The following is a 16,251-nucleotide window of genomic DNA, read 5'->3' as shown; positions in this document are numbered from 1 at the left end:
CTGCGGCCCCTCATATGGGGCTGCTCCCCGTTCGGTGATACTGGCCGGTCGTGTACATAAACTTTTCACGGAACGTCACGTAACGTCTTCGCATATGATTGATCAAGTACGCGGGACATGTCAATAGGCCATCTTCCCCGTGAGGGCGATTACCCTCCTTTACGCTGATCCCGGAACAAGGGGCCGCCAACAAGGAGATATTCCGGCATTGCGGGGCACACCGCGGTCAACCGGCTGTGGTGTTGTAGTTCACGATGCGCTCCGCCATGAAGGCGACAGCCCCGGCCAGTGGGCTGTCCACGCCCTCGCTCACCACGTCGGGCAACCGGTGCGCCTCCTGCTCGGCGGCCATGACCATGCCCCAGAACGCGTTGTAGCCCGACGGATCCGTCGGCTTGTCGACCGCCGCTTTGACCGTCAGGACGCCGCCCTCCTCGATCACGGCCAGTGCGCCCATCTGCTGGAGCGTGCCGGGGTCCCGCTCTTCGGCGGCCACGACGCTCCAGCCTGTTCTGCCTATGTGTCTCATTGCGGCGAGAAGACTGCCGGCACTACCCTCGCCGCTGACGACGATGTCGGGCAGGACAAGGGCAACTGGCCCTTGCGCCATCGGCAGGCCTGACCGGATCGCCCCGTCGAGCCCGGGTTCAAACGAATCGTCTTGGTAGACGAAAACTATTTGAAACATTTCGGCGTAGCGCGCGAGATAACTTACCGTGTCCAGCTTGTGTGCCCTGAATACCACGACCAAACGCACGTTGAGTCCGCTTTTTGCCAGTTCGACAGCGGCCTCCAGACTGCGGTCGAGCACGGTGACCCCAGGAGACAGGCAGTGCAGTTCCTTCGAGTACGGTGCCCCGAAACGTGTGGCAAATCCAGCGCAGGGCAAAATAATCGAAACATCGGGGACAGGCGCGGACGAACTGTGCATCGACGGGCTCCAGGGTGTGTTGACGATCGGGAACCTTGCGCGCCTCGCCGGCTCTGGGCAGCCCGGGACCGACGTCACGATGTCGGTCGGGAAGTCATGGCGCCGAGAGGGCCTGGCGGATACGCGCAACGCTACCCAGGAGACGGAAGTCAACACCTGCACAGCCAGGTTGACTCGTCGGAGGGACGAGACCGGTCACCGCCCCGGGGGTCAACCGCGGCCGGGAACAAAGGCCACTGACGAAGGAGAACACACCATGCGGGTGCTCTTGTCCACATACGGGACGCGCGGCGACGTCGAACCACTGGTGGCACTCTCGGTGCGCCTACGGGCGCTCGGCGCGGAGGTGCGGATGTGCGCCCCGCCTGACGAGGAGTTCGCGCGGCGGCTGGCAGGTCTCGGCGTACAACTGGTGCCGGTCGGGCCACCGGTGAAGGAGTTGATGCGCGGGGCGACTCTGCCGTCCGCTGCGGACCTGGCCCGGTACCGGGACGAGATGGTTGCCAGACAGTTCGAGATCTTCCCGGCGGCGGCCGACGGATGTGACGTGCTGGTGGCGGCCGGCCTGGCACAGATCGCCGCGCGGTCCGTCGCCGAGGCGGCGGGGATCCGTTACGTGTACGCGAGCTATTCGGCGGTCAACCTGCCGTCGCCGCACCATCGTCCGCCACCGCGCCCCGGCTGGCCGGAGTCGCAGGCTCATGACAACCGGACGCTGTGGGAGCTGGACGCCCAGAACGTGAACGCGCAGTTCCGCGAGCCGCTCAACGGCCACCGGGCGTCGCTCGGTCTGTCACCCGTCGACAACGTCCGCGACCACGTCGTCACCGACCGGCCGTGGCTGGCGGCGGACCCCGTGCTGGGACCGTGGCTGGAGACACCGGGCATCGACGTCGTACAGACGGGTGCCTGGACCTTGCCGGACGAACGTCCTCTCCCGGCCGACCTGGTGGCGTTCCTGGAGGCGGGCACGCCGCCGGTCTACGTGGGCTTCGGCAGCATGCACCCGTCGCAGGACACCGCTCGCAGCGCGCTGGAGGTGATACGGGCACAAGGTCACCGCGCACTCGTCTCACGTGGCTGGGCCGACCTGGATCTGGTCGACGGCCGGGACGACTGCTTCGCCATCGGCGAGCACAACCAACAGCTTCTCTTCTGCGAGTTGGCCGCCGTGGTGCACCACGGCGGTGCGGGTACGACGACGACGGCCGCGCGGGCGGGTGTGCCACAGGTGGTGGTGCCTCCGCAGCTGTCGGACATGCCGTACTGGGCCGGCCAGGTGGCGGACCTGGGCATCGGCGCAGCGCACGACGGTCCGAGTCCGACGACCGAGTCGCTGTCGGTCGCGGTGAAGACGGCCCTGGCCCCCGAGACCCGGGCACGGGCGAGGGCTCTGGGCGCCCGGATCCGTACCGACGGAGCGGCGGTGGCCGCCGGCCTGCTGCTCGACGGCCTCGGCTGAGCGGAGCCGACGCGACCGCCCGTCTGTGGTTACGCCGACGTCCGTGCCGTGGCTCCATGACGTCAACAGCGGTAAATCAGACGACCGTTGTCGCCCTCCGGTGTAAGGTGCTCGTCGCCGCTGAGTGATCGCCGCACCGGAGCGAAGGGGGTGTTGTCGATGGCCACCGTTCTCGTGTCCCGCACGTACGCGTGCGTGGAGCCGGCCGTCCATGTCACCCCGCTCACCGGCTGATCCGTCTGTTCATGAGCCGGTGGGCTCTCTCCTCAGGAGACCACCGTGCACGAGCATGTGCGCTTCGACGTCTTTCGTTTCATCCCCCTTCGCCCCTTGAAGAAGCTACGGCCGTACGTACGCCCGCGTCGCTGGAAGTTGTGGACCGGATCCGCGCTGGCTGGGGTGGCTTCCCTGCTGGCGCTCGCGATGCCCCAGGTCCTCAAGTGGATCGTCGACGGGCCCGTGGCCGCACACGATCCGCGAGAAGCGGTACTTGGCGGTCTGGCGCTGTTGCTGCTGGGCGTCGCCGAGGCGTCGATCTTCGGCATCCGGCGATGGCTGGTGGCCACTCCGCTCGCCGATATCGAAGCGCAGATGCGTGCCGACTTCCATCGGCACGCACAGCGGCTGCCGATCGCCGCCCACGATGGCTGGACCAGCGGGCAGTTGCTGTCGCGGGGGACCTCGGATCCGCAAATCATGCGCATGTTCGTCGCCGGACCGCTGACGTTCCTGCCGGTGCACGCCGCCACGCTCGCCATCGGCGCTGTGATCTTGATCGGCCAGCAGTGGCTGCTCGCGCTTGTGGTGCTGGCGCCCGTTCCGTTGCTGATCCTCCAGTCCTACCGGTTCGAGTCCCGTTACGCGGACGCCACCCGGCGGGCGCAGGATCTGTCGGGCGATCTGACGACAGCGGTCCTGGAGTCGCTGACCGGCATCCGTGTGATCAAGGGCTTCCGCCGGAGCGAACACCGGATCGCCCGGTTTCGTGAACAGGTCGGGCGGGTGCGAGCCGCCGAACTCTACAAGGCCCGGTTGCTCGGCGGCATCTCGGCAATCACGACCGCCGTCCTGGGACTTGCGACGGCCGCCGCCCTGGCCATGGGAGCCGTCCAGGTGGCACACGGGCATCTGTCGACCGGATCGCTCCTCGCGTTTTTGGGAACGGTGGCCGCGTTGCGCCCGGCTGTCGAAGGCATGGGGAGGCTGTTGGCCGCGTGTCACGACGCGGCGGCGGCCGCGGACCGGTACTTCGACGTGCTCGGCCAACCGGCCATGGATGAAGGGAGTGTTGAGGTCGTCCCACCGGCCACGACGGCGCACCCGGCCGAACTCGCCTTCGTCGGGGTCGACTTTCGCTACCCGGGTGCTTCCGCCGACGACCCGCCCGCGCTGCGGGACGTGACCGTGCGCATCGCACCCGGTGAGACGCTGGCAGTGGTCGGCGCGACCGGAAGCGGCAAGACGACTCTTGCGTCCCTGGTTTCGCGCCTTTACGACCCCGTCGAGGGCCGGATCACGCTGGACGGCGCCGACATCGCCCGTATCCCGCACGCCGAGCTGCGGTCCGTGGTGGCCGTCGCCTTCGACGAGCCGGTCCTGTTCTCCGGGACCCTCATGGACAACATCCTCATGGGTGAAGAAGCCGACGCCGCTGAAGTCGAACGGGCGCTGCGGTTCGCCCAGCTCGACGCGTTCATGCGCCTGCTGGTCGACGGCGTCCGAACGCGGGTCGGGGAGGGCGGTATGTCGCTGTCCGGTGGTCAGCGGCAGCGAATTGCCCTCGCGCGGGTCATGGTCCGCCGGCCCAGGGTCGTGGTGCTCGATGATCCGCTCTCCGCTCTGGACACGCCGACCGAAGCCCGGATCCAGGACGCCCTCCGTGAGGTGTTGGCCGCGACAACGGCGCTGGTGATCGCGCACCGTCCGTCCACCGCGCTGTTGGCCGACCGGGTCGCCATGCTGGCCGAAGGACGGGTCGCCGCCGTCGGCACGCACGAAGAGCTGCTGGCCACCTGCCCGGCGTACGCGGCGCTGATGACACCGGTCGAGTCGGCGTCCCAGGGCCGGGAGGGGGTCTGATGCGCTGGTCGCCACGTCGTACATCGGCTTCCGCCGGGCAACCGGCACGGGCTGACAGCGGAACGGTGGACCTGCTGGAGGCAACACCGCCGACGGGTGCGGCGAGCCGCCTGCTGCGCTCAGTGCTCGGACCGAGCACCCGGCGCCTGTGGCCGGCGGTACTGGTCGTCCTGCTCCAACAAGCGGCCGCGCTGGCAGGGCCGTTGATCGTCGCCGCCACGATCAACCGGGCGATCCCCGCGCTGCGCGCCGACGACGTACGGCCCCTCGTCGTCGTGGCCGCCACCTACGCGTGCTGCGCCATAACGGCCGGTCTGTTGCAGAGCTTGTTCATCCGGCTGTCCGTCCGGATCGGACAGGACGTCGTCGCCGAACTCCGGGTGCGCCTGTTCTCCCATCTCCAGGCACACAGCGTGGAGTTCCATGAGGAACACGCCTCCGGCACCCTGGCCTCCCGGGCATCGAGTGACGTCGAGGCCGTCCGCTCGCTCTTCGACAGCGGGATCGACCAGATCGTCACCGCCGCGGTGTCCCTCGTGTACATCTCCTCGATCCTGTTGGTACTCGACTGGCGGCTCGGCTGCGCCGCCCTGGCCGCCATGGCCCCGGTCTACTGGACGATGCGGTCGTTCCGCGGGCGCTCGCTCCAGGTGTACCAACGGCGGTCGACCGCGGCCGCCGTGGCGTCAGCCGACCTGAGCGAGACCTTCGCCGGGATCCGCACCGTGCAGGCGTTCCGTCTCGAACGCGGCAACGAGCGCCGGTACACGCGCCTCAACCAGCGGCACCGGAAGGAGAACCGGCAGGCCGAACTGGAAATGGCGCGCTATGTGACCTCCTCGCGTCTCGTCGCCAACGTCGCCGTGGCGGGGCTGGTGTTGTGGGGTGGCTACCGAGTGGCCTCGGACACGCTGGAGTTGGGCACGTACGCCGGCATCGTGCTGTATCTGCGGGATCTCTACGACAAGCCCCTGAGGCTTGGAGGTGTCCTCGACGCCTATCAGTCGGCCACGGCGTCGCTCGGCAAGACAGCCGTCCTGCTGGCCGTGGAACCGACCGTCGTCGAACCCGCCCACCCCGTTTCCCTGCCTCCGCGCCCACGGAATCGTGCCGGACGTCAGGTGAGTTACGCGGACGTCTCCTTCGCCTATCGCGACGGACGTGACGTACTGCGCGGCTTCACTCTCGACATCCCCGCCGGACAGACGGTCGCCCTGACCGGCCCTTCCGGTGGCGGCAAGTCCACGCTGGCGAAGCTACTGGCGCGGCTGCACGATCCGACCGGCGGACAGGTGCTCCTGGACGGCGTCGACCTGCGGTCCCTCTCGACGGACGAGCTGCGCGACGGGGTCGTCATGGTCCCTCAGGAGAGCTTTCTCTTCTCCGGTACCGTCGCTGAGAACATCGCACTCGCACGTCCCGACGCCACACTTGACGAGATTCAACGCGCCGCCGAGGCGATCGGGGCCCATCGCTTCATCACGGCGCTGCGGGACGGCTACCTGACCGATGTCGGCGGCGGCGGAAGCCGGTTGTCGTCGGGTGAGCGTCAACTCGTCACCCTCGCACGCGTCTTCCTCGTGAACCCGTCCGTCATCGGGCTGGACGAGGCCACTTCGGTCATCGACGTCCCGAGCGAACGCGCCGTGCGCACCGCCATGCGCGCCGTTTTCAAGGGGCGGACGGTGCTCGTCATCGCTCACCGGCCCTCGACGATCGAGATCGCTGACCGCGTGCTCGTCCTGACCGACGGCCGCGTCGTCGAGGACCGCACCCCGTAGGACCGGGTCGCCGTGCGAGGGACGACGAAGGGTGCGGGGATGTCGCCGTATTGACGGTCGCTCGCCGCGTGAGGATGATCCAAGAAGCGCTCTTTGTCACGGACATGACTAGGAGAACCTGATGGCCCCCACCCGATGGATCGCCGGCATCGCTCCGTTGTTCCTCGTCGGCGCACTCGCCCTCGGGCAGACGGCGACTTCCTCCGGAACCGCCGAAGCCGTCACCGCGGCGGCCGACGGCGAGTCGTCCACGCTCGGCCGTACGTCACTCGGCGGCGCCGACCCGAGCGTCATCAAGGTCGGCGATCTCTACGTGGCCGCCAAGTCCGTGGACGGCGGCATCGCGGTGCGCACCGCGTCCACCCTGGAGGGCATCGCGACCGCACCCAAGCACCAGGTGTGGAACGACACCGGCAAGCTCGGCGAGGTCTGGGCCCCGGAGATCGTGCAGTACGACGGCCAGTACCGCATCTACTTCGGGGCCGGTACCGGGGCCGCCCACCGGATGTACCACATCAGTTCGACCAGCCCGGACACCGGCTACTCGGCCGCCACCAAGGTCGCGCTGCCGGACAACAAGTGGGCCATCGACGGGGCGCCGTTCACCTTCGGCGGCCAGCGCTGGTTCGTGTGGTCCGGCTGGTCGGGTGACACCAACGTCGAGCAGAACCTCTATGTCGCCCGGATGAGCAGTCCCACCGCCACCACCGGGGCGCGGTACGTCATCTCGCAGCCGCGCGAGTCGTGGGAACGGGTCGTGGGCAATCCGTACATCAACGAGGCACCCGAGCCCATCGTCGATCCCAACGGGCAGTTGCACATCACCTACTCCGCGAACGGCAGTTGGAGCGACAAGTACTGCATCGCGGACCTGCGGCTGCGGGCCGGTGGCGATCCGACGTACGTGTGGGACTGGTACAAGAGCAACGGCTGCCTGTTCGGCTCGTACGCCCCGTCCATGATGTCGGGCTGGGACACCACGCTGAATGTCGACGGTCCGGGGCACCACACGTTCGTCCTGCCGCGCGGCGACGCCGCCGCAGGCCCGCCGTCGGGCAACAGGTTCCCGACCATGTTCCACGCGGTCGCCAAGGGCACGCCGTACTCGTGGTCCAACCGCTACTGGTACACCGGCACGGCCGTCTGGTGGGGCAACACCACCTACCGCCGTGCCAACGTCCCCGGCGCCACCAGCACCGTCGGGTACAGCCTCAAGTTCTTCGAGTGACACCCGCTGCCGCGGTGGTCGCTACGGACGGCGGTTTCACCGCGGCCTGACCGGACGCGTCACGTCGCTGCCCGCACCGGCCTGTCAGGCGTAGAGATCTCTTTGCCGTTCAGGCCCGGCATTCAGGTGATTTCGGTGCGGGCGTGCACTTTGGCCTGCTTAGTATCTGCTTTCGTGACAGACAGGAAGAGTCGGCGGCAACCCGCCGACCAGGCGACCGATGTGGTCGTCCTCGGGGCCGGGCCGGCCGGGCTCGTGCTCGGCAACATCCTTGTGGACCGGGGGATCGACTGCGTCGTCCTTGAGCGGGCCGAGCGCGCTCATGTGCAGACGCGGGCGCGTGCCGGGTTCCTGGCCGCCAACACCGTACGGATCCTGAAGCTGCACGGCCTCGCCGACGGTTTGCACCGGCACGGGCAGACCCACAGCACCTGCGAGTTCCGTACCGAGGACGGCCGGTTCCGGCTCGACTACAGCGGGCTCGGGCACGGTGAGCAGCACACGGTCTACCCGCAACAGAACCTGGTGACCGACCTGTTGACGCGGTTCCTGGAGCGCGGCGGACAGATCCGCTTCGGCACCGAGGCCGTGGCCGTGCGCGGCGCCGACAGCGCACGCCCCGAGGTCGCCGTGCGCGAGGCCGACGGGCGGCCCGGCGTGTGGCGGGGGCGGTACGTGGCCGGCTGCGACGGGCGTCACGGCGCGGCCCGTCGTTCGCTCCCTGCCGGAACGGTTCGCCACCACCGCGATCACGGGGTGACCTGGCTCGGTCTGCTCGCCGAGGCGCCGCCCAGCCTGGACGCCGTCGGGTACGCCGTGCACGAGCGCGGGTTCGCCGGACACATGGCCCGCACCAGCGACGTCACCCGCTACTACCTGCAGTACGAGCGCGGCGCCCCGGCCGACGCCTGGTCCGAGGAGCGGATCTGGGACGAACTGGAGCTGCGGATGCGGGCGTTGGAGTACGGGCCGCTGCGCCGCGGACGCGTCGCGCAGCGTTCCGTCGTCGACCTGGAGTCGGACGTAATCGAACCGCTGCGCCACGGCGCGCTGTTCCTCGTGGGCGACGCCGCCGGTCTGATCAGTCCCTCGGCCGCGAAGGGCGCCAATCTCGCGGTGCTTGAGGCGGCGATCCTGGCCGACGCGCTGACCGACGACCTCACGGCCGGGGATCCCCAGGGCCTGGACGCTTACTCGGCCCGGTGCCTGACGCACATCTGGCGTGCGCAGGAGTTCTCACACTGGATGATCGGGCTGCTGCACGGCCCGTCCGGCGCGGACGGCGAGTCGCTGTTCCACAACTCCCTGCGCCGCTCCCGCCTCACCTCGCTGCGTACGTCGCGCAGCCAGCAGGACTGGTTCGCCGAGCACTACGTCGGCGTCTGACCGGTCGTTCCCACACGCACGCACCATCCGTACATCCGAACCCCGGAATGAGGATCCCCCCGCAATGATCACGGCATTGTCGGGCGATACGTCCCGCCTGCGCGCGACGGTCGACTTCGTCAAGGAACAGGACACCGCCACACTGCTCCCGCTCCTGCTTCCCGGGCTCGACGGCCCGGAGCTGCGGGCTCTGGCGGAGCGCTGCGACTTCTCGCACGCGGCGCTGATCGTCTTCCCGCCCGACGAGGCGGCGTTGGACGCGGCGCTCGCCGACTGCGGGCTCGTCGCGGACGCGCCGCCGCGGCCGAGCGTTGTCGTACGCGAGCGTCTCGCCGCACGGCACAACCGGTCCGCGGCGGAACTCGATGTCCGTATCCTGCGCCCCTCCGTGGAGTGCCCGGACGGGGCGCGGCGCATGGTCGAGGTGTTCGCGCTGGCCGTGCCGCCGGAGTCGGCTCTCGACACCGTCGCGGCGCAGGAGCGGGAGCGGCAGCACGAGGCGCATGTCGCCTTCGAGGTCGAGGCACCGGACCCGTTGGTGCTGCGCGGCCTGTGCGCGACCTTCGGACGGTACGGCGCCACCCCCGACGGTGGCGGCTACAACCCGCACGAGAACGGCACGGTCTTCTACTTCACCGCGCCCGCCGAGGCCAAGGCCGGTTACCGGCGCGTGGAGTTGTACGTTCCCGGTGACCACAGCGACGTCCTGGCCGCCCATCTCGACGAGCACCGTACGCGGCAGCCTGCCGAAACCTTGCTGCGCCTGCTGACCGGGGCATGGACGACGCAGGCCCTGGCCGCGTTCGCGCGGCTCGGAGTGGCCGACGCGATGGACGAGGGGCGGGGCGTGAGCGTGGCGGAACTGGCCGAGGAGGCCGGTGTCCTGGCACCGAACCTCGCCACTCTGCTGCGCTACCTCACCATGCTCGGTGTGGTGAGCGAGGACCGCGACGGCTTCCGGCTCACGGACACCGGCGGCCTGCTGCGCGCGGACGCCGAAGGGTCGATGCGGCCGCTGGCGCTGATGTACGGCGGGCCGTTCTACGAGTCCTTCGCCGGCCTCGAACACACCGTACGCACCGGACAGGTCGCCTTCGAGCAGTGCTTCGGCGAGAACCACTTCGACCACTTCGCCCGCGACCCGGAACTCGCCGAACTCTTCGACCGGTCGATGACCGCCGGTTCACGGATGTTCGACCCGCTGCCCGCCCATCCGGTCCTCGGCGCGGCGGCCGAAGGGGCCACCGTGGTCGACATCGCGGGTGGCGCCGGGGAACTGCTGGCGCGGATCCTTTCCGCCCACCCCCGCCTGCACGGCCTGCTGTTGGAGCGCCCGCACACCGTCGAGACCGCCCGCCGCCTCCTCGACACGGCCGGTCTTACAGCGCGGTGCACCTTCCGGGCGGGCGACTTCGCGGACGTACCCGCCGGCGGCGACGTCTACGTCCTGTCCCGCGTCCTGCACGACTGGGACGACGAGCGCTGCCGCGAGATCCTGCGCCACTGCGCACGCGCGATGTCCGACACCGCCGATCTGCTCGTCATCGAACGGGTGCTGCCCACCGACGGCTCGCCTTCGCTCGCCACGGCCTGGGACCTGCACATGATGTGCAACGTCGGCGGGCGCGAACGGCGCGCCGACCACTACGCCCGGCTGTTCGCCGACGCGGGCCTCACCCTGGTGGGCGTGGCGCCGCTGCCCCTGGACGGGAGCGTGCTGCACGTACGGCGGACCGGGGCTGCGAATGCCGGGTCCACGGCCTAGGAACCCGGTAGGAGATGGACCGGCCCATGCCCTGGGAGACCAGCAACGCGCCCACGGCCACGGTCCGTCAGCACAGCTCCGCGGCGGCCGACAGCAGGATCGTGTTCACTCCCCAGTGCACGGGCGGCTGTTACCAGTAGCCACTTCGGCGCGGGACGCGGTATCTGACGTCACGTCATCCGCTACTACCGCTGGGTCCGTTGCCGCTCCCGACCGTGGTCGGGAGCGCGAAACCGCCACACCCGCCAGGCACAGCGCCCCGCCCGCAAGCGTCAGAAGGCCCGGGACCTCGTCCAGGAAGAGCCAGGACATCAGAACCACCAGGGCGGGCACCGCGTACGTCGTCGCGCCCATGCGGCTCGCGCTGGTACGGGCAAGGGCGTACGCCCAGGTCGTGAACGCCAGCGCGGTCGGAAAGACGCCCAGATAGACCATGTTGAGCGTCGCGGACACGGGTGCGTCGGCCGCGTCGTGGACCAGCTGACCGGCGAACGGCAAGCAGAGCACAGCCCCGACCAGACAGCCGAACGTCGTCACCTGAAGCGCGCTCGCGTGTCCCAGGGCGGGCTTCTGCGCCACGACACCTCCGGCGTACGTAACGGCGGCGACCAGGCACAACAACACGCCCAGAACCGAGGAACCACCGTCGCCGGACATCGACACACCCACGGCGACCGCCCCTGCGAACGACACCGCCATGCCTGCCACGAGCCGCGACGGCATCGCCTCCCCCAGCAGCCGAGCGGCGAGCAGCGCCATCAGGATCGGGCCGATGTTCACCACCAGCGCCGCCGTACCGGCGTCCACCTGCTGCTCGCCCCAGTTCAGCACCACCATGTAGAGCCCGAACCACAGGACGCCGGACAACACGATCCCGCGCCACGCCCCGCGCGGCGGTAGCCCCTCACCCCGTACGACACAGACGACGCCGAGCACGAGGGCTCCCGCAAGCAGCCGCCCCAGCGCCAACGCTCCCGGCGAATACGCGGCGCCCGCACTGCGGATCGAAACGAAGGCCGAGGCCCACAGACACACGGTCACGCTCGCCGCACCAGCCGCGAGCAACTGAGCGCGGCGGTGGGGCGATTCGACGCGAGGCGAGTTCATCATGCTGCACAGACTAGGGAGACGCGGGCAATCGGTCTCGCGGTTTTCGGACCGGAAGGTCGCGCGGGCCGACGACCCCGCAGGAAGGCCGCAGCCCGCTTGCAGCGGGCCGCCTTCTTGTCAGTGCACGACGTCGAAGACGTTCTTCTGCAGGCCGTTGGCGTAGGCCTCGTGCTCGACGAGCTTCAGCTTCTGCGTGTCCTTGTCCGTCGCGCTGAAGAGGCGCTTGCCCGCGCCGAGCAGTAGCGGGAAGACGATCAGGTGGTAGCGGTCGATCAGGCCGGCGTCCGAGAGGGACCGGTTCAGGGAGGCGCTGCCGTGGACGATGATCGGGCCGCCCGGGGTCTCCTTCAGCGCGGCGACCTCGTCGAGTGAGCGCAGGATCGTCGTCTCGCCCCAGTTCGACACCAGGTCGCCCTCGCCGAGGGTGGTGGAGACGACGTACTTCGGCATCACCTTGTAGTCGGCGAAGTCCGCCATGTCGGGCCACACCGGACTGAAGCTCTCGTAGCTGGTCCGGCCCATCAGCATGGCGGCGGCTTCCTGCTGCTCACGGCCCTTGATCTCGAACGCCTCGGGGAGGAACTCGACCTCCTTGAAGGTCCATCCGGCGTTCCGGTAGCCGGGCTCGCCGCCGGGGGCCTCCACGACGCCGTCCAGCGAGATGAAGGCGGTGCTGATCAAGGTGCGCATCTCTGGTTCCTCCGTGTCACGTGCCTGGCTGTCAGAACAATGTCTCTGACTGCCGATCATGGCGGAACTCATCGGCCGTCGCCTGCGACGGACATGCGAACGGCTCCGCCCTCAGGGGGCGGAGCCGTTCGCGGAAGCTGTACCGACGCGGGGTCAGGCGTGGCGGCGGTTCCCGGTGATCACCCGGTAGAGGATGAGCAGGATGATCGAACCGATGATGGCGGCGATCCAGGTGGAGAGGTCGAAGAAGCCGTCTATGGAGTCGACGCCGAAGATGACCTTGCCGAGCCAGCCGCCGAGAAGACCTCCCGCGATGCCGATGAGCATCGTGATGATGATGCCTCCCGGGTCCTTGCCCGGCATCAGCGCCTTCGCGATGAGGCCTGCGAGCAACCCGATGATGATCCAGGCAATGATGCCCATGAACGTCTCCTACCTGGTCGTATAAAGTTTGTGTCAGAACACCGTCTGTACCGCTCCGGCGCTTTCAAACGCGGGACACAAGTCTTTTGTTCGACAGTTCGGCGGACGGACCGCACGGGTCGCGGTTCGCTACCGGGCAGAGCCGCCCTCGCCCGCGCGGTTCACGGTCGCGATGCCGACCAGGATGAGATCGATGCCGGCCAGGAACTGCTCACGGTCGTCGTGTTCGCGCAGTTGCGTCCTGGCGTTGTACACGGACGGGTATGTGGCGGGGTGGAGTTGGGCCCACCGCTCGGCGACACCGAGGATGTAGTTCACGAGCACGCCCGCGGAGTCGGAGACCCCGCGTTGCGGCACGCGCGACGGCACGCAGCGCCTGTCGTGCGCCCGCGCTCGGCGACGACGCGCCCCACAGCTGGATCGCCATGATGAACGACGCCGAGGGGGCGTCGTGAGCGTCGCCGTCGCCGTCGTCCTCAACGACGCGGCCGGATGTCCGGGCGTCCGGGCTCAGGGAACGAGGTGGCCCGAGGCGCGGAACAGCTCGTACCACTCGGCCCGGGTGAGAGGCAGCTCCGAGCCCTGGGCCGCGCCCGCGACGCGCTCGGGGCTGGTGGTGCCGAGCACGACCTGCATCTGAGCGGGGTGGCGGGTGATCCACGCGGTCGCGATCGCGATCGGCGGGACGTCGTACTGCCCCGCGAGCCGGTCGATGACGGCGTTGAGCTCGGGGTAGTCGGGCGAGCCGAGGAAGACGCCCGTGAAGAAGCCGGCCTGGAAGGGCGACCACGCCTGGACGGTGATGTCGTTCAGCCGGCAGTAGTCGACGATCCCGCCGCCGTCGAGAGTGACCGACTGCTGCTCGGCGAGCATGTTCGCGGAGACACCCTGAGCGATGATCGGCTGGTGGGTGATCGAGAGCTGGAGCTGGTTGGCCACGATCGGCTGACGCACGTACTTGCGCAGCAGGTCGATCTGGCGCGGGGTGTGGTTCGAGACACCGAAGGCGCGGACCTTGCCGGACGATTCGAGCTCGTCGAAAGCGCGGGCCACCTCCTCGGGCTCCACGAGCGCGTCGGGGCGGTGCAGCAGCAGGATGTCGATGTGGTCGGTCCGCAGCGCGTCGAGTGAGGCCTCGGCGGACTTGACGATGTGCTCGTACGAGAAGTCGAAGTACGGCCCGTCCGTGACGATCCCGGCCTTCGTCTGGATCGTGAACTCGTCGCGCTGCGACGGGCTGAGCGCCATCGCCTCGGCGAAGCGGCGTTCGCACTCGTGCAGCTCACGGCCGTAGACGTCGGCGTGGTCGAGGAAGTCGATGCCCGCGTCGCGCGCGGTGCGCACGAGTTCACGGATCTCGTCGTCGGTCTTCTCGGCGATGCGCATCAAGCCGAGCACCACGTTCGGGGCGACGATCTTGGTGCCGGGCAGGGTGAAGGTCTTCACGGCCTTTTCCTTTCGGATGGTCGGATCCGCTGGTCAGATTCGCACACAGGACGGGCGGGGTCAGCCGGCGTGTGACAGTGCGGCGAGTTCGTCGGCGCCGAGGGTCAGCTCGGCGGCGCGCACCGAGTCCTGGACGCTCGCGGGACGGGACGCGCCCGGGATCGGGATCACGACGGGCGCGAGGGCCAGCTCCCAGGCGAGCGCGATCTGCTGCGGGCTCACGCCGTGGGCGTCGGCGACGGTCTGGAACGCCGTGTGCCGCTCGCCGACAGCGGCGGCGCGGCGGATGCCGCCCAGCGGGGACCACGGCAGGAAGGCGATGCCGAGATCGGCGCAGTGCCGGAGTTCGTCGAGGCTGGATCGGAACGCCGGCGAGAACTGGTTCTGCACCGAGACGAGCCGTCCGCCGAGTATCTCGTTGGCCTCGTCGATCTGCGCCACCGTCGCGTTCGAGATGCCGGCCATGGCGATGACGCCTTCGTCCAGGAGGTCCCGGACGGCGCCGATCGAGTCGGCGTAGGGGACCTCCGGGTCGGGCCGGTGGAACTGGTAGAGGCCGATCGCCTCGACGCCGAGCCGCTGGGCGGAGGCCTTCGCGGCCTGCTTGAGGTACTCGGGCCGGCCGTTCAGCGTCCATGAACCGTCGCCGGGACGCAGATGGCCGCCCTTGGTGGCGATCAGTACGTCGCCGGTGTCGCCGCCGTAGGAGCGCAGGGCACGGGCGATGAGATCCTCGTTGTGGCCGACCTCGCCGGCGTCGCGGTGGTAGGCGTCGGCGGTGTCGATGAGGGTGACACCGGCGTCGAGAGCCGCGTGGATGGTTGCGATGGACCTCGCCTCGTCGGGACGTCCCTCGATCGAGATCGGCATACCGCCGAATCCGATCGGGCTGACGGTGCGGGTTCCGACAGTGCGTCGCTGCACGGGGGGCCTTTCCAGCCGGTGGTGGTAGATCCCCACCGTAAGCAGGCCCTGATCAGAAGTAAAATGACTGCCACCGATGCGATTAAGAAACAGGGTCGATCAATGGACTTGCGTCAGATGGAGTACCTCGTAGCCCTCGCCGACGAGCAGCACTTCACCCGGGCGGCGGCCGTCTGCCAGGTGTCCCAGTCCGGGCTTTCGGCCGCGATCCGCAGCCTTGAGGACGAGCTGGGCACGCCGCTGTTCACCCGGACCACCCGCCGTGTCGACCCCACGGACGCCGGTCTCGCCCTCCTCCCGTTCGCACGCGGCGCGCTCGCCCAGGCCGCCGCCGGACGGGACGCGGTGATCCGCGCGACCCACGCGCTGTCCGGGCGGCTGCGGGTGGGGGCCGAGCAGTGCCTCGGCGTGGTCGATGTGCCGCCGCTGCTCGAACGGTTCCACCGGCGGTATCCGCTGGTCGACATCCACTTCACGCAGGCCGGATCGCACGACCTCGTCGCGCAGACCCGCAGGGGCGACCTCGACGTCGCGTTCGTCGCGACGACCGACCATCTCGCGATTGCCAACAGCGTGGAACTGGGACGTCGTTCGGTCGTCCTGCTGACCCCGTCCGACCATGCGCTCGCGGCCCGTACGAGCATCGAGTGGGCGGAGCTGCGTGATCGTGAGTTCATCGACTTCCGCCCGTCGTGGGCCATGCGGTCCCTCAACGACGCGGCGTGCACGGCGGCGAGCGTGACGCGGCGGGTGCGCTGCACGGTGGACGACATCCACACCTTGCTGGACCTGATTCACCGCGGCCTCGGCATTGCCCTCGTGCCCCAGCACATCGCGGCCAAGCCCCAGGCCGCGGGCCTCACGAGCATCCAACTGCCGCCGGAATCCACCCCGCAGTGGGTGGTGTCCGCCATCACGGCCACACACGCGGAGGCTTCGGCCACGCGCCTGCTGGAAATCCTCGACGCGGACCACTCGCCGGCACAGGACGACGGGCCGGTGACGACGGCGCCATGAGGCGGTCGC

The 16,251-nt window shown here is 69.2% G+C and carries 14 protein-coding genes; 7 read left to right on the top strand and 7 right to left on the bottom strand.

Features of this window, described 5'->3' with window-relative positions; genetic code table 11:
* Window positions 1–226: 226 nt before the first annotated feature.
* A complete protein-coding gene (locus OHS57_RS35980) occupies window positions 227–931 on the bottom strand; it encodes a hypothetical protein (protein ID WP_328584693.1) in 705 nt (234 codons plus the stop codon).
* A 256-nt stretch (window positions 932–1,187) separates the two neighbouring features.
* On the opposite strand from OHS57_RS35980, the gene OHS57_RS35975 reads away from it, so the two are divergent.
* The 6 genes from OHS57_RS35975 to OHS57_RS35950 all read left to right on the top strand — a co-directional run bounded on the left by OHS57_RS35975 (window position 1,188) and on the right by OHS57_RS35950 (window position 10,632).
* Window positions 1,188–2,393, top strand: coding sequence for a glycosyltransferase (locus OHS57_RS35975; RefSeq protein ID WP_328584692.1), 1,206 nt, complete (start codon window positions 1,188–1,190; stop codon window positions 2,391–2,393).
* A gap of 279 nt (window positions 2,394–2,672) precedes the next feature.
* Complete coding sequence (locus OHS57_RS35970; RefSeq protein ID WP_328584691.1) at window positions 2,673–4,472, top strand: ABC transporter ATP-binding protein; 1,800 nt, start codon at window positions 2,673–2,675, stop codon at window positions 4,470–4,472.
* Window positions 4,473–4,537: 65 nt separating this feature from the next.
* Window positions 4,538–6,253 (top strand): ABC transporter ATP-binding protein, encoded by a 1,716-nt coding sequence (locus tag OHS57_RS35965; protein ID WP_328584690.1) that lies wholly within the window; start codon window positions 4,538–4,540, stop codon window positions 6,251–6,253.
* A 121-nt stretch (window positions 6,254–6,374) separates the two neighbouring features.
* The gene (locus OHS57_RS35960; RefSeq protein WP_328584689.1) at window positions 6,375–7,481 is read left to right on the top strand and encodes a glycoside hydrolase family 43 protein; all 1,107 of its coding nucleotides are present in this window, start codon (window positions 6,375–6,377) and stop codon (window positions 7,479–7,481) included.
* A 222-nt stretch (window positions 7,482–7,703) separates the two neighbouring features.
* The gene (locus OHS57_RS35955; protein WP_443043124.1) at window positions 7,704–8,867 is read left to right on the top strand and encodes a 4-hydroxybenzoate 3-monooxygenase; all 1,164 of its coding nucleotides are present in this window, start codon (window positions 7,704–7,706) and stop codon (window positions 8,865–8,867) included.
* 64 nt (window positions 8,868–8,931) lie between these two features.
* On the top strand, window positions 8,932–10,632 hold the full coding sequence (locus tag OHS57_RS35950; protein ID WP_328584687.1) for a methyltransferase: 1,701 nt from the start codon (window positions 8,932–8,934) through the stop codon (window positions 10,630–10,632).
* 105 nt (window positions 10,633–10,737) lie between these two features.
* Here the strand turns inward: OHS57_RS35950 and OHS57_RS35945 are convergent, their stop codons facing one another.
* The 6 genes from OHS57_RS35945 to OHS57_RS35920 form a co-directional block, all read right to left on the bottom strand.
* Complete coding sequence (locus OHS57_RS35945; protein ID WP_443043024.1) at window positions 10,738–11,742, bottom strand: DMT family transporter; 1,005 nt, start codon at window positions 11,740–11,742, stop codon at window positions 10,738–10,740.
* A gap of 117 nt (window positions 11,743–11,859) precedes the next feature.
* A complete protein-coding gene (locus OHS57_RS35940; protein ID WP_328584686.1) occupies window positions 11,860–12,432 on the bottom strand; it encodes a dihydrofolate reductase family protein in 573 nt (190 codons plus the stop codon).
* A gap of 153 nt (window positions 12,433–12,585) precedes the next feature.
* Entirely contained in the window at window positions 12,586–12,855 is a 270-nt protein-coding gene (locus OHS57_RS35935) for a GlsB/YeaQ/YmgE family stress response membrane protein (RefSeq protein WP_328584685.1), read from the bottom strand.
* A gap of 129 nt (window positions 12,856–12,984) precedes the next feature.
* A complete protein-coding gene (locus tag OHS57_RS35930; RefSeq protein WP_328584684.1) occupies window positions 12,985–13,224 on the bottom strand; it encodes a hypothetical protein in 240 nt (79 codons plus the stop codon).
* A 141-nt stretch (window positions 13,225–13,365) separates the two neighbouring features.
* Window positions 13,366–14,301 (bottom strand): aldo/keto reductase, encoded by a 936-nt coding sequence (locus OHS57_RS35925; protein ID WP_328584683.1) that lies wholly within the window; start codon window positions 14,299–14,301, stop codon window positions 13,366–13,368.
* 60 nt (window positions 14,302–14,361) lie between these two features.
* Window positions 14,362–15,225, bottom strand: a complete 864-nt coding sequence (locus OHS57_RS35920) for an aldo/keto reductase (RefSeq protein ID WP_328584682.1) — start codon at window positions 15,223–15,225, stop codon at window positions 14,362–14,364.
* Between the two features lie 102 nt (window positions 15,226–15,327).
* Between OHS57_RS35920 and OHS57_RS35915 the strand changes: the two genes are divergently transcribed.
* The gene (locus OHS57_RS35915; protein ID WP_328584681.1) at window positions 15,328–16,242 is read left to right on the top strand and encodes a LysR family transcriptional regulator; all 915 of its coding nucleotides are present in this window, start codon (window positions 15,328–15,330) and stop codon (window positions 16,240–16,242) included.
* Window positions 16,243–16,251: the final 9 nt, after the last annotated feature.

It is taken from the genome of Streptomyces sp. NBC_00370, assembly GCF_036084755.1.
Lineage (GTDB): Bacteria > Actinomycetota > Actinomycetes > Streptomycetales > Streptomycetaceae > Streptomyces.
This window is presented reverse-complemented; position numbering and strand designations above follow the sequence as displayed.